Annotated in this window: 12 protein-coding genes and 1 pseudogene; 7 read left to right on the top strand and 6 right to left on the bottom strand. The window is 38.8% G+C overall.

The window, feature by feature from the left end; translation table 11 throughout:
* The first annotated feature begins 26 nt into the window (after window positions 1-26).
* Window positions 27-362, top strand: a complete 336-nt coding sequence (locus tag O2942_01820) for a hypothetical protein (GenBank protein ID MDA0780983.1) — start codon at window positions 27-29, stop codon at window positions 360-362.
* Here the strand turns inward: O2942_01820 and O2942_01815 are convergent.
* Window positions 359-847 carry a hypothetical protein gene (locus O2942_01815; GenBank protein MDA0780982.1) on the bottom strand — a complete coding sequence of 163 codons (489 nt, stop codon included), beginning with the start codon at window positions 845-847 and terminating at the stop codon, window positions 359-361. The genes O2942_01820 and O2942_01815 overlap by 4 nt on opposite strands.
* Before the next feature lie 131 nt (window positions 848-978).
* Between O2942_01815 and O2942_01810 the strand changes: the two genes are divergently transcribed.
* Together O2942_01810 and terL are read left to right on the top strand one after the other, a co-directional pair.
* The gene (locus O2942_01810; GenBank protein ID MDA0780981.1) at window positions 979-1560 is read left to right on the top strand and encodes a PH domain-containing protein; all 582 of its coding nucleotides are present in this window, start codon (window positions 979-981) and stop codon (window positions 1558-1560) included.
* A gap of 220 nt (window positions 1561-1780) precedes the next feature.
* Window positions 1781-3193, top strand: coding sequence for a phage terminase large subunit (terL, locus tag O2942_01805; protein MDA0780980.1), 1413 nt, complete (start codon window positions 1781-1783; stop codon window positions 3191-3193).
* A gap of 5 nt (window positions 3194-3198) precedes the next feature.
* On the opposite strand, the gene ilvD is transcribed toward terL, so the two are convergent.
* The 5 genes from ilvD to O2942_01780 form a co-directional block, all read right to left on the bottom strand.
* Window positions 3199-5043: a dihydroxy-acid dehydratase gene (gene ilvD / locus O2942_01800; GenBank protein ID MDA0780979.1), complete on the bottom strand. Its 1845-nt coding sequence runs from the start codon at window positions 5041-5043 to the stop codon at window positions 3199-3201.
* Window positions 5044-5110: 67 nt separating this feature from the next.
* Window positions 5111-6604 (bottom strand): ankyrin repeat domain-containing protein, encoded by a 1494-nt coding sequence (locus O2942_01795; protein MDA0780978.1) that lies wholly within the window; start codon window positions 6602-6604, stop codon window positions 5111-5113.
* A 19-nt stretch (window positions 6605-6623) separates the two neighbouring features.
* Window positions 6624-7358 carry a DUF2497 domain-containing protein gene (locus tag O2942_01790; protein ID MDA0780977.1) on the bottom strand — a complete coding sequence of 245 codons (735 nt, stop codon included), beginning with the start codon at window positions 7356-7358 and terminating at the stop codon, window positions 6624-6626.
* An 83-nt stretch (window positions 7359-7441) separates the two neighbouring features.
* Window positions 7442-8773 (bottom strand): TolC family outer membrane protein, encoded by a 1332-nt coding sequence (locus O2942_01785; protein ID MDA0780976.1) that lies wholly within the window; start codon window positions 8771-8773, stop codon window positions 7442-7444.
* A gap of 18 nt (window positions 8774-8791) precedes the next feature.
* Window positions 8792-9424 carry a methyltransferase domain-containing protein gene (locus O2942_01780; protein ID MDA0780975.1) on the bottom strand — a complete coding sequence of 211 codons (633 nt, stop codon included), beginning with the start codon at window positions 9422-9424 and terminating at the stop codon, window positions 8792-8794.
* A 161-nt stretch (window positions 9425-9585) separates the two neighbouring features.
* On the opposite strand from O2942_01780, the pseudogene O2942_01775 reads away from it, so the two are divergent.
* The 4 genes and pseudogenes from O2942_01775 (at window position 9586) to O2942_01760 (ending at window position 12833) form a co-directional block, all read left to right on the top strand.
* Window positions 9586-9663 (top strand): annotated as a pseudogene (locus O2942_01775) (type II toxin-antitoxin system RelE/ParE family toxin).
* Window positions 9664-9690: 27 nt separating this feature from the next.
* Complete coding sequence (locus O2942_01770; protein ID MDA0780974.1) at window positions 9691-10005, top strand: HigA family addiction module antitoxin; 315 nt, start codon at window positions 9691-9693, stop codon at window positions 10003-10005.
* A gap of 230 nt (window positions 10006-10235) precedes the next feature.
* Window positions 10236-10553: a hypothetical protein gene (locus tag O2942_01765; GenBank protein ID MDA0780973.1), complete on the top strand. Its 318-nt coding sequence runs from the start codon at window positions 10236-10238 to the stop codon at window positions 10551-10553.
* Window positions 10554-10670: 117 nt separating this feature from the next.
* On the top strand, window positions 10671-12833 hold the full coding sequence (locus O2942_01760; GenBank protein ID MDA0780972.1) for a bifunctional (p)ppGpp synthetase/guanosine-3',5'-bis(diphosphate) 3'-pyrophosphohydrolase: 2163 nt from the start codon (window positions 10671-10673) through the stop codon (window positions 12831-12833).
* Window positions 12834-13076: the final 243 nt, after the last annotated feature.

Here is a 13076-nt window from a genome sequence, read left to right as displayed (position 1 = left end):
ATGTTCAATATATATAAAGTCTGACTATGAATGATTATGGTAGAATTATCGGTGAACATAAGGAAGGGCTTGGAAAAACAAGGAAAATCATTGTAAATCTGATAGCAAGGCTTGAACGTGATATAGAAATTGCCGATGGTGATTGCACGGGTGGGCATAGTTATATCTGGGGTGATAAGGATAATGCGGTTTCGTTGTTGACCAAGCTTACGGGATTGCTTGTTAAAGTTGTTCCGCTGGAAAAGCAATTGCTGGATTCCGATAAAGCGGACAATAAAACTTCCGAGCTGCGAGTTATAAACTCTGATGATAAAGAGATAATAAGACGTTTTTTAAAAAATTATAAAATTGACGGTAATTAAGGGTTTAAATGCACGTTATAGTAATCCTGCGGATTGAGATATTGTGTTGTCGCTTTAAAAGACGATGACGGTCTATATTGAGGTTGTCCGTTATATCGGTAAAAATTGTAACCGTCTTTTTTTAAGTGGCTTTCGTTCGGATAATCCAGAATTTGCGGGTTAATTATTTGCGGCTTTGCCTCGGCATTGCACTCTTTTTGGTCGGCAAGACGCTCGATGTATTCTATTCTTTTGTTTGCGGCACTTTCAGCTCTGTTTAAACGGTATATGCCGAGTGCTGCCGTTGGTGGGAAAATATATCCCAACCTGAAGCCTTCTTCGGCATTTGCCGCACTTTTAAACCTTTGGGCACTTCTTACGGCAGATTCAAGCTGGTTGCAGTCAAGATATTTGTCCTTGTAGTCTTTTACGTCGACAATAACAGGCTTCGGTACGCATGATGACGCTAATATTGTGAGAGCAATACTTAATATTAATCGTTTCATTTTTACTACTTGAACCATTATTATTAAATCCCGTAAATTTATATAAAAGGATAACCTTAATTACTTGTCAATTTTTTTATATGTGCTAACCTTGTATAGTTACAATAATGGGGTTAATGGGGTTTTGCTTTATGAGTTTTGATGATAGACCTTTTTTAAATGAAAGGGGAGTTGCAGGGGAAGGTATGGACGGCAGGTCGCTTCCGCCTGAGAAGCTAATTTATGAAGGTGGGCCTTCGCAAATAGTAAATTTTAATGTATATACCGTATGTGTTATTATCTTCTTATTCGCTATTTTCGCTCCTTCATTTTGGGATAAGTTCCTTGCAAACTCTACTATCTCACAATACAGGGATTATTATATTCTGGTCTGTAAAGCCTTCTTTTTTGTTCCGATTGTCTGGGCGTTTTGGGTTTGGCTGGTAATAAGGTGTCACCGATATAGAATAACAACCGAACGTATTCATGAAAAAGAAGGGGTATTTTCAAGAAGTACCGACGAGCTTGAATTGTTCAGGATAAAGGATATTACGTTCCTTGAGCCGTTTGCACTGCGTATGTTCGGCTGTGGCAACGTAGTTCTTGATACGTCCGATAAATCAACACCTATGGTGGTGCTGTATGCAATAAAAGACGGTCAGAAATTGATAGATGTACTTAGAAAGCATGTTATGGAAATGCGTATCAGAAGGGGCGTACACGAAATCGACTAATTCTCGTCAAGATATTTTCATTATTTTTAATTAACTTTTCAAGAGTTGGGGTTGTCATCCCCGACTTGTTCGGGGATTTGTATAAGTTTAAATGAGATCCCCCTATAATTTTCTACGAAAATTCGGGGGATGACAGTATTGTTGAAAAGGTAAAACACTCTATTTTTTAATTTTAAGGCAGGTTTTATACCTGCCTTTTTTTGTATCTATAGGTATTGTTATGCACGTATTTGATAATGAAGCTGCCTCCTTTGTTTTGGAAGAGCGGCTTATAAACTTTATTGAAAAGACCTTCCATACTGTTGACCCCGGTACTAAATTTCAGGAAAACTGGCATATTGATTTGATTGCCGATAGGTTGGAAAAAGTTGCAGAAGGTAAAATAAAAAGGCTTATTATTAATGTTCCGCCCAGAAGCCTTAAATCTATTTGTGTTAGTGTGGCGTGGCCGGCTTGGGTTTTGGGTAGGAATCCTTCCGCAAAACTTATGGTGGCAAGCTATAGCCAGATATTGAGCTTAAAACATTCAATGGATTGTAAGCTGGTGATGTCGTCCGACTGGTACAAAGAAACATTCCCGTATGTTGAAATAGCACATGGTCAGAATGAAAAATTTAAATTCGTTACAACCCAAAGAGGCTTTAGATTCGCAACATCTGTCGGCGGCACGGCAACAGGTGAGGGAGGGGATATATTAATTGTCGATGACCCGCATAACCCTATGCAGGCAGCAAGTGACGTACAAAGAAAAGCAGCCCTTGACTGGTTCGACCGGACTTTTATGAGCCGTTTGAACAATAAGAAAAAAGGAGTTGTGGTAGTGGTAATGCAGCGTTTGCACGTTAATGACCTGACCGGACATTTGTTGTCTAAAAAAGGTGTCAGGTGGAATCAGTTATGTTTACCTGCCGTTTCAGACAGAAGAAAAACATATACTATCCGTAACTATAAAAAAAGTCGGGTTATATTCAAAAAAGGTGAGATTCTTAATCCCAAAAGGGAAGGGGAAAGAGAAATTGAAAGAGCAAAGCAGGAGCTGGGGAGTTATGCATATGCCGCCCAATATTTACAAAATCCGGTAAATGCGGATAGCGGTATGGTAAATATAGATTGGTTTAAAAGATATAATGTTCTGCCCGAAGGTAATAAAGTCGTCCAAAGCTGGGATACTGCAATAAAGACGGGTGCAAATAATGATGTTTCTGCCTCCACAAGCTGGATTGAAACTCAAAGCGGCTATTATCTGGCAGATGTTACAGCTAAAAAAATGGAATATCCCGAACTTAAAAGAACCGTTATATCGCTGGCTCAAAAATGGAATGCCAATACAATTTTAATTGAAGATAAAGCAAGCGGACAATCTTTAATACAAGATTTAAAAAGAGAAACAAAACTACCCATAATAGCCGTTAATCCGAAAAATGATAAGATAACCAGATTTGCAGCGGTTACCGCATTGATAGAGGCGGGCAGGGTGTGGTTGCCAAATAGCTCGGAATGGCTGATTGACTATGAAACCCAGATACTTGGTTTTCCCAATACCCCTAATGATGACATGGTTGACTCAACAAGCCAGTTTTTAAACTGGGTCAGGAACAAAAGGAATATAAATCCGAGTTTAAGGTTGTTATAGGATTTTTATTCCTCCTCCTTCAACACCCTTATAGCCCCCAAATCGGCACTAGATGCCAAAGATGCATATATCTTCAATGCATTAGAAACCTGACGGTTACGACCTATCGGTCTAAAGGCATTTTTGCCTTTTTGTTCTTCAGCTTTGCGTCTGGCGTTCATTTCCTCATCGGTTACCTTAACGTTAATCGTGCGGTTAGGAATATCAATTTCTATTTTATCACCTTCTTTTATCAAGGCTATATTACCACCGCTTGCCGCTTCCGGTGAAACATGTCCTATAGATAGACCGGAAGTTCCGCCTGAGAAACGTCCGTCAGTTAGCAACGCACATTGTTTGCCTAAGTGTATTGATTTCAGGTAAGATGTCGGATATAGCATTTCCTGCATACCCGGCCCTCCTTTTGGCCCTTCATACCTTATTACAACAACGTCACCGGCTTCTATCTTAAATGCTAGTATTGCATCACATGCCTCGTCCTGCGAATGGAAAACCCTTGCACGTCCGTTAAACTTCAATATTGACTCATCAACCCCTGCCGTTTTTACGATGCAGCCTTTTTCAGCTATATTACCGAAGAGAACCGCAAGCCCTCCATCTTTGGAGTGGCAGTTTTCTATGTTCCTTATACAGCCTTTTGCACGGTCGGTATCCAGTATTTTGAACTTTGAGCGTTGAGAGCCCATAACCAGATTGCGTCCCGAGTGGGCAGGGGAGGAATAATATACTTCCAGTGCGTCACTAGATGGAGAACCTGTAATATCATACTGTTCTATAGCTTCTTTTAATGTTAGTCCGTCAGCCCGATGAGCTGATGTGTCAAGCAATCCGCCACGGTCTAGCTCAGCCAGAATACCTAATATTCCTCCTGCACGGTTTACATCTTCAATGTGATAATCTGAATTGGGAGCAACTTTGCTAAGGCAAGGAACTTTCCTTGAAAGTTGATCTATATCTTTCATTGTGAAGTCTACCTGAGCCTCATGTGCTATCGCTAAAATATGTAATATTGTATTGGTAGAGCCGCCCATAGCGATATCTAAACACATTGCGTTATTAAACGCTGCCTTTGTTGCGATTTTTCTCGGTAATACATTATCGTTACCTTTTTCGTAGTATTCTTTTGCCATTTCAACTATGCGTGTTGCGGCTTTTTCAAATAGTTTTATGCGGTTTGCATGAGTGGCAACGATAGTTCCGTTGCCCGGAAGAGCCAATCCTATAGCTTCATTTAAGCAGTTCATGGAGTTTGCAGTGAACATGCCTGAGCAGCTACCGCAAGTGGGGCAGGCTTCATTTTCTATCATGGCTATTTCTTCGTCGCTTACATCTTTATCGGCTGCCATAACCATGGCATCTACAAGATCAAGCTTTCTATCGTCAATTACCCCCGCTTCCATAGGACCGCCGGATACAAATATGGTAGGTATGTTTATACGCATAGCAGCCATTAACATTCCGGGAGTTATTTTGTCGCAATTTGATATGCATACTAATGCGTCAACTTTATGTGCATTACACATATACTCTAATGAATCGGCGATAAGATCTCTTGACGGAAGCGAATAAAGCATACCGTCGTGACCCATAGCTATGCCGTCATCTACCGCTATGCTGTTAAATTCAGCGGCAAAGCAGCCCTGTTTTTCTATGATTTTCTTTACATGCTGACCTATTTCATGCAAATGAGCGTGTCCGGGTACAAATTGCGTAAATGAATTTGCAATTGCTATGATAGGTTTGCCAAAATGTTCTTCTTTTGCCCCGTTGGCACGCCAAAGACTCCTTGCACCTGCCATTTTACGACCTTTTGTGCTTTCATCGCTGCGTAAGTTGATTTTGTACTCCATCTTTACCCCTGTAATAATTTTCAGAGCATGATAACAAAATACTATTACTTTGTCATGGAGATTTTACTTACATTTGATTCATTTCTTCCTTAGTGAATACCGGCATAGGCATTTCGTACGGAGCGTTGGAATTTTCTTCATATGCCGGATATTCGGCAGGATATTCATTTTGGTTGATTATCTCGACAGGAATTTGCTCGTTCACAGGTTTTTCAATAGGAAGAGGTGCGGTAGTAATACTTTCATCAATAGGACTTATGTTGATTTGGGGTTGTTGATAATATAAGAAATTGGCTTTTTCCGCATCAATAGTCGACACAATATTATAGTGGTTGTTATTCTTGGCAAGTAAATATGCGTCCTGACCTTTTGCGTCTGTAGTGGTAATGTCGGCACCGGAATTAAGTAGTAAATTTACAGTTTCGGTAGAGCCGTAAGCCGCACCTATCATCAGTGCCGTATAACCGTTGCGGTTTCTTACATCAAAGATAGCACCTTTAGTTATAAGGATATCTGAAACCAAAGAGCTGTTTCTCATCGCCGCAAAATGCAATGCGGTATTTCCGTCATTCATTTTCTCGTTAACGTCCAGTCCGATATCGATAAGCATGTTTAACATTCTTGCGTCATTATTTTCAGCGGCTACCATTAACAATGTCTTGCCGTTATTAGTTGTCACTTCCGGATTTGCACCTGATTTTACAAGATATTCAGCCAGTTCTAAATTCCTGTCCTTTACGGCTATATATAAAGGGCTGACTCCCTGATTGTTCCTGACATTGACACTTGAACCCATTCCAACCAGAACTTTTATGGGAACCATATTGCCTGAAATAACCGCATATAAAAGAGGTGTATTACCCTCTTTGTCACGGTATTCGGTTGAACCCATTCTTTCAATTACAGCACGCATGACATCAATATCCTGAGTCATGATGCTTTGTAATAATATTTGCTGAAATTCTTCTTCATAAATAGCCACAGGAAGGTGCATATTATCCCTGTTATAATTTTTTTTACTTACCAGATCGGGGAGAACCGTATTTCTATAATTTTCTTCGGGTCTTCTTTTTAGAAGTATTTCCACGCCTTCTTCAGATACCACCACTTCAGTGTCATCATCATGTTTAACCGATATTTCCTGCTCTACTATCTGCTCTTTTTTTTGTTTTAGTTTTTCTTCTGCTTCTTGGCGTTCTTTTTCGTAATTTTCTCTGACTTTCTCCCAGTAAAGCGGGTTAACGCTGTCATCAAGAGAACCTTTTTTTTCGGCTCTGTTTTCCCAATACTTTCCGACTAATCCCTTCTCCTCATATTGGGCTAGCTGATAAACTTTTGAAAAATCATCATTGTTATAGTCTTCTTCCTTTATTTTCAATACGTCAGATGCAACAAGTATCATTTTTTTTATAAGACCGTTAATCTGTTCGGGCTTTTGACCTTCGGATACTTGTTCCTGAGAGCTATTGCCTTTTATCGGGGATTGTTGTGCAATAGCAAAATTGCCTGTATAAAAGGCTACGGATATTGCTAAAAATGTTTTAAGTGCGATATTTTTCATATACATTATTTCGTTATTGTTATTTGTCCTCTTCCTCAGGGATTAGTTTCCTGATTTCTTTTGTTACAATTTGTTTAACAATTGTCGGAAGATTTTCATTTAACCACTCTGAAAGAAACGGTCTCATTGCCTCAATGGTCAATTGTTCTAATGTAGTTCCGCCGGTAGTGTATGGCGAGGTGATATGAGTTTTGGGTATATTATCTACAAGGCGTTTCAATGTTTCTGAAGATTGAGAGGCCACTTCATCTTCTATAAGTTTTTCAGATGATTTTGCAGGTGATTTTACTTTTTCTTCAGGTGCGTCGGTTTCCTCAAAAGCGTCTTCCTCTTGAGGTGTGTTATCCTCAGGTTCGGATTTTACGTCATCTGCTTCAAAAACGTCATTTTCTTCCGTTTCTTCGGCGGCAGATGTCTCCTCTTTGGGGGCTTCTTCCTCGATATTTTCTTCTTCGGAGTCGTCTTTTAATGCGTTGTCAATATCATCTAGAACCGATGTTCCCTCAGAATCTTCAGCGTCAGATTCGGTGTTTTCCACTTCATTAATCGGTCTGTCGTCTTCTACCATTTCTGTAAGCTCCAATACATCTTCATCATCGTCGTCAGATTCGTTTTCTTCTTCTCCGGAGATAACACCCCTGATAGATTGTAAAATATCTTCCATGGTAGGTGCATTGTCAACACCTTCTTCTAATTCATCTTTTTCTAAGTGTTCGGATTCGTTGTTGATATCCTGTTTTTTCTCTTTAGCCATAGGACATTCAAAAATATTAAAAATAGAAGTTACATAACTTGTAAATTTTTAGCAAGCTTACTTTATAGTATCATAAATAAAAATTAAAAACCAATAATTTGGTATTTTCTTTTATTATAGCTTTCCTTAGGATTGTAAACTTCCGTATCAAGTCCTAATTCCTTGGGATTCAAGCGACCTATATATGATAAAAGTGTATAAGAGCTAACAATTTCATCTCGTTTTGAGCGTATTAAATTTGCTTTTGCCTCGAATAATTCCTGTTCGGCATCAAGCACGTCAAGAGTTGTTCTCGCTCCGAACTTAGCTTCTTCCTGAGTTCCTTCTAGTGCTATTTGCGAAGCTTCAATTGCCGCTTGATTGGACTTTATAACTGCCCTTGCAACATGAAAATTGTTAAATGCCTCAATAACGGCTTCTCTTACTTTGTTACGCTGATCTTCAAGACCTAATTTTAACCTGCCGTGATTAAACTTAGCCTGACGGACGCTTGAATATTCCGCACCCGATTGATATAGGGGAATGGAAACATTTATCGAAAAGCGTTCGTTTTCAAGGTCTGATGATGTAAATAACGCACCTTTTTGTTCGTCCTTACTTGCCTGAAAGTTAACGCTCGGAAGTAATTTTCCTTTTTCAACCGAAACTCTGTTATTTGCCGCTTTCTGACTATACATGGTTGATAATATTGAAGGGTTTTCCGCCATTGCTATTTGAATCAACTCATCAAGAGAGTGGGTAAAGGGGGCAGGTTGTTCAATATTTTTTAATATTCCGGGTTTTTCACCTACTATCCTTTCAAATCTCGCTTTGGAAGATTCCAATATGCCGTCGGCACTTATCATTTCCGATTTTGCTACCGAAAGACCGGCTTCAGCTTGTGCTACGTCGGTTTTAGTAACTTCTCCCAATTCAAATCTTTCCGTAGTTACCTCAAGGTGTTTTTGAAGTACCTCAACATTATTCTTGCTAAGTTCAAGAACTTCCTGATCTCGGATTATATCGCTATAAGCGGTTATGGCTTCAAGCAATACTTCCTGCTCCACTTCCTTTAAGCTTTCTCTGCCGGATTCGATAATATTTTTTGCTAATTTTATATTATTATATGTCTGACCGCCACGAAACAAAGGCTGTCTTATTACAATCTCTTTTGTGTCGGTTACCTTGTCTATCGCTGTGCCTGATTGAGTGGTTTCACGTCTTCCTCTTTCCGTATTTGCCGATATACTTGGCAAAAAACCGGATATGGCCTGAGGCATGTTTTCATCTGTCGCTTTTAACTCTTCACGTGAGGCTTTTAAAAACGGATTATTTTCATATGCCATGGAAAGTGCGTCTTCAAAGCTCATTGCATATGATGCCTTTGAGGTCGATATTAATATAAGTAAACTAATTATAGTCTTGATTTTATTCATAAGTAGTTATTTGGTTTTTTATATTTCTTTTATCAGGGGAACCATAGAGTCAAATAATTCTATAGTTTCGGTTATTCCGTTATTCTTTTTAAAAAGAGTTATAGTGGCAATGCCGTTTTTTTTCAATATTGCCGTTACTATCTTGCCGCTTTCGTTTAATTGAGTTATCAGAATATGCGGCGTTGCTTCTATAGCTCCATTTATTAATATAACGTCATAAGGACCGCTTTCAGGGCAGCCATACGATAGTTTATTATTCAATATAATGGCATTTACGATATCCATATTTTTTATCATGGAGTTTGCCTTTGACGAAAGCTCCTCACTTGACTCAACGGCAACTACTTTCTTTGCTAAAGCTGAAAGAATCGCCGTAGAATAACCCGTGCCGCATGCTATATCAAGCACCGTATCCTCTTTGGATATATCGGCAGCTTGAATCATTCGGGAAAGAACGACAGGAGATATTGCATATCTGTCATCACCCACCTTAATATGTTCATCACAATATGCAACAGGCTTAAAATGCTCCGGTATAAAATTTTGCCTCTGTATGTCGGACATTATCCTGATAATGTCCGTGTTAATAATCTTATTTGGCAATATCTGCCCTTTTATCATATTTTCACGGGCTAAAGCGAACCTATCCACGATTATCCTTTAATTTATTTTGATTAAGAAAACCCCGTAGCTTTTTATCATAAATAATATTTTATTACAAAACATTTGTTACTGCCTTGGCGTGGAGACTGTTGCCGAGTGCATAAAAAAGGATATATAATCAATTAAACTAATTTCCGTAAGAGAATGTAATTAACAATCAATGGCGTATATGCTTTGTATGGAATGATGGCGAAGTAACAGATGTTGAAATTGTTGATTATCACTAAAAACGCAAAACAAAGGAAGGTTGTAACATGGCAAAATTAAAAAATCCGCACCCCGGCGATATATTAAAATATGAGTTTTTAGACGAATTGGATATGAGCCAAAACGCACTGGCAAAAGCTATCGGAGTGCCTGCTAACCGTATCCATGCAATAGTTAACGGAACTCGTGATATTACGGCAGATACCGACTTGCGTTTATGTAAGTTTTTCGGCATGTCTGAAGGCTTCTTTCAACGATTACAAATCTTATATGATACAAGGGAAGCCAAACGCAAACTTAAAAACAAAATAGAGCAAATTCAGCCCTTTAAATATGATACTAATAATAACACGCATGTATGACCGAACCAACGCAAACCCCGCCTACGTGCGGGGATCTTCTATCAATGGCATAAGATCCCCCTATAATTTTCTACGAAAATTCGGGGGATGACAACCTATGGTACGGAAGTTATTTTAAAATAAAAGGATAATTAGGAAAGTTTATATTCGGTTAACACTTCTCTTGAACTAATCGAAAATTTATAGTTTATAATATAGTAAATCGGATAATTTATTTTTTAAGGCGTTTTATGAATAGAAAAATAGTTGTATTTTTATCAGTGGGCTTGTTGTTTTTTACAAGTGAGGCGTTTGCAAGGTGTAATAAACCGTCTAAACCCGTGTGTTCGTCTAATGATGAAATATACAAGAATAAAGAAGCTTATAAAGTATGTCAGGCAGAGATAGAGGCTTTCCATTCGTCGGCTACAAAGCATATTGATTGCTTAAAGCAGGAGTTGCAGGTTATTACTCAGGAAACTCAATCGAAAATCGATATAGTGTCGGGTGAGGCAAACTCAATTATAAAAGAGTTTAACTGTAGATCCGGTAGCCAAGAGGATTGCTAGGGGCAACGCCCGATCGGATTTTCTTCAAACTTTTAATTGTTAAAGATTTGTTCTTGCTATATAAGTTAACCGGCTTAATTTTTGTATTTAATCAATGCAATTGTTAAATTTGGGGTTATGGTAAAAGTCAGCAAAACAGGTCTAATAAAGAAAGTAAAAAAGTACCTCCCTGATCTGAACGTTAAGGAGCTTGAAAAGGCATGTGACTTTTCAAAGGAGTCGCACGGCACTCAAAAAAGGGCTTCGGGCGATCCTTATTACTACCACCCTTTGGAAGTGGCGTATATTCTTGCCGATATTAAACTTGATCAGGCATCTATAATTACCGCTCTTTTGCATGACACTGTTGAGGACACACACGTTACACTTGAAAAAATAGAAGAAGAGTTCGGCAGGGAGGTTATGCAGCTTGTGGACGGCGTGACCAAGCTTGCAAAAATAGAATTTCAATCCGAGCATAAAAGGCAAGCTGAGAATTTCCGTAAATTACTCGTTGCAATGTCTGAAGACATAAGAGTCTTGCTTGTAAAGCTGGCGGACAGGCTGCACAATATGCGAACTTTGCATTATATAAAGTCACCTCAAAAAAGGCTGCGGGTAGCACATGAAACTATGGAGATATACTCGCCGCTTGCAGAGAGGATTGGTATTCAGCAGATTAAAAACGAAATGCAGGATCTTGCTTTTGCAGAACTGCACCCTGAAATAAGAGAGTCCATATCTAGCCGTCTTGAATATCTGCAAAACAGAGGGGATATCTTCGTCGATAGTATCCTAGAAGAAATGGAAGATACCTTAAAAGAGTATGGTGTTGAAGCGGAAATAAAAGGGCGAGTAAAAACTCCATGCTCGATATGGCGAAAAATGGAAAGAAAAAATATCAGTTTTGAACAGCTTTCCGATATAATGGCGTTCAGGATAATTGCAAAAGATGTTAAGGACTGCTATCAGGCTCTCGGTGCAATTCACTGTAAATATAAGATGATACCTGATAATTTTAAGGACTTTATAAGTACTCCTAAAGAAAACGGATATCAGTCATTACACACCGTTATTATGGGACCTCGCCAAAAATTCATTGAAGTGCAGATACGTACTGGGCAAATGCATGAAATAGCGGAACTTGGGGTTGCGGCACACTGGTCTTATAAGCAGCAGCGTGATTATAGCACTGACGGAAAGCAATATAAGTGGGTTAGGGAGCTTCTTTATATTTTGGAGCATACTACCGACCCGGAAGAGTTTCTGGAAAATACCAAGCTTGAAATGTATTATGATCAGGTATTTTGTTTTACGCCAAAAGGTGAGCTTGTGGCTCTGCCTAAAGGTGCTACGCCTGTGGATTTTGCATATGAAGTGCATTCAAAGGTCGGTAACCATTGTTCGGGTGCTAAGATAAACGGTCGTATAGCTCCGCTTAGGACTACTTTGCATAATGGCGATCAGGTTGAAATAATAACTTCTGAAACGCAAACGCCTTCACCTTCATGGGAAAGTTTTGTAGTTACCGGAAAAGCTAAAAGTGAAATCAGGCGTTATATCCGAGCAAGACAAAGGGAAGAGCATATAAGTTTGGGTAAGAATATACTTGAGAGGGATTTTAAAACCGCATCAAAAAAGAAATTCACCGATAAAGTTGTTGAGCCTGCCCTTAAGAGCTTAAAGAAGAAAAAAGTTGATGATGTTTATGCTGCAATAGGAGCCGGCAACCTTAACACATACGATGTTGTGCAGGCTATATTCCCCGATAAAAAAATCGCTAAAAAGAAAAATAGCCGCCTTTCCATATTTAACCTTTCATTTTCTAAGGAAAGAAGGAAAAAAGGTGATTCCATTCCTATTAAGGGGCTTACTCCCGGAATGTCGGTGTATTTTGCCGAATGCTGCCACCCTATCCCCGGTGATACGATAGTGGGCGTTGTTACAACCGGCAAGGGCATGACTATACATACTGCCGATTGTGAAATGCTGACAAATTTTGCAACTACTCCCGAAAGGTTGGTTGATGTTTCATGGGGTAATACAAACGATGAAAAAGAGCCTTATGTGGGTCGTATTAAGGCTACATTATTACATAAGTCCGGTAGTCTGGCAAACCTTACTAATATTGTTGCAAGTGAAGGGGGTAATATCAACAACCTGAAAATTGTTGATAGAAGACCTGATTTCTTTGAACTGATAGTAGATATCAATGTAATGGGTGCAAAGCATCTATCGAATATAATTACCGCCCTTCGTACTAATTCTAGCGTCCACGCCGTGGACAGGTACAAAAAATAGGTTTGTTTTTTGTCACTAAATTCTTTCTGCCACTTGTAATTTTGTAATAAAAATAAGTCTTTTTATTGACATAATGTAATTGTACGTGTACAAGGGGAGTCTGAAATGCCATTTGTTAAAAAGTGACTAAAAAATAAAAGATTAATGGTTTGGTGACAATAGTAATTGGTTTGGATTTATGCATATATTACAAATCTTTATTAAATTTAGAATTGTAAATTTATGCATTTTTAACCTAGAAAG

This window comes from Pseudomonadota bacterium, assembly GCA_027620075.1.
Taxonomy (GTDB): Bacteria; Pseudomonadota; Alphaproteobacteria; order Rickettsiales; family UBA6187; genus 1-14-0-20-39-49.
The sequence above is the reverse complement of the archived record's forward strand: the minus strand, read 5'-3'. Positions and strand labels throughout refer to the sequence as shown.

Coding starts and splice junctions, on each gene's coding strand:
- O2942_01820 (MDA0780983.1), top strand. CDS start 27: ATGAATGATTATGGTAGAATTATCGGTGAACATAAGGAAGGGCTTGGA.
- O2942_01815 (MDA0780982.1), bottom strand. CDS start 847: ATGAAACGATTAATATTAAGTATTGCTCTCACAATATTAGCGTCATCA.
- O2942_01810 (MDA0780981.1), top strand. CDS start 979: ATGAGTTTTGATGATAGACCTTTTTTAAATGAAAGGGGAGTTGCAGGG.
- terL (MDA0780980.1), top strand. CDS start 1,781: ATGCACGTATTTGATAATGAAGCTGCCTCCTTTGTTTTGGAAGAGCGG.
- ilvD (MDA0780979.1), bottom strand. CDS start 5,043: ATGGAGTACAAAATCAACTTACGCAGCGATGAAAGCACAAAAGGTCGT.
- O2942_01795 (MDA0780978.1), bottom strand. CDS start 6,604: ATGAAAAATATCGCACTTAAAACATTTTTAGCAATATCCGTAGCCTTT.
- O2942_01790 (MDA0780977.1), bottom strand. CDS start 7,358: ATGGCTAAAGAGAAAAAACAGGATATCAACAACGAATCCGAACACTTA.
- O2942_01785 (MDA0780976.1), bottom strand. CDS start 8,773: ATGAATAAAATCAAGACTATAATTAGTTTACTTATATTAATATCGACC.
- O2942_01770 (MDA0780974.1), top strand. CDS start 9,691: ATGGCAAAATTAAAAAATCCGCACCCCGGCGATATATTAAAATATGAG.
- O2942_01765 (MDA0780973.1), top strand. CDS start 10,236: ATGAATAGAAAAATAGTTGTATTTTTATCAGTGGGCTTGTTGTTTTTT.
- O2942_01760 (MDA0780972.1), top strand. CDS start 10,671: ATGGTAAAAGTCAGCAAAACAGGTCTAATAAAGAAAGTAAAAAAGTAC.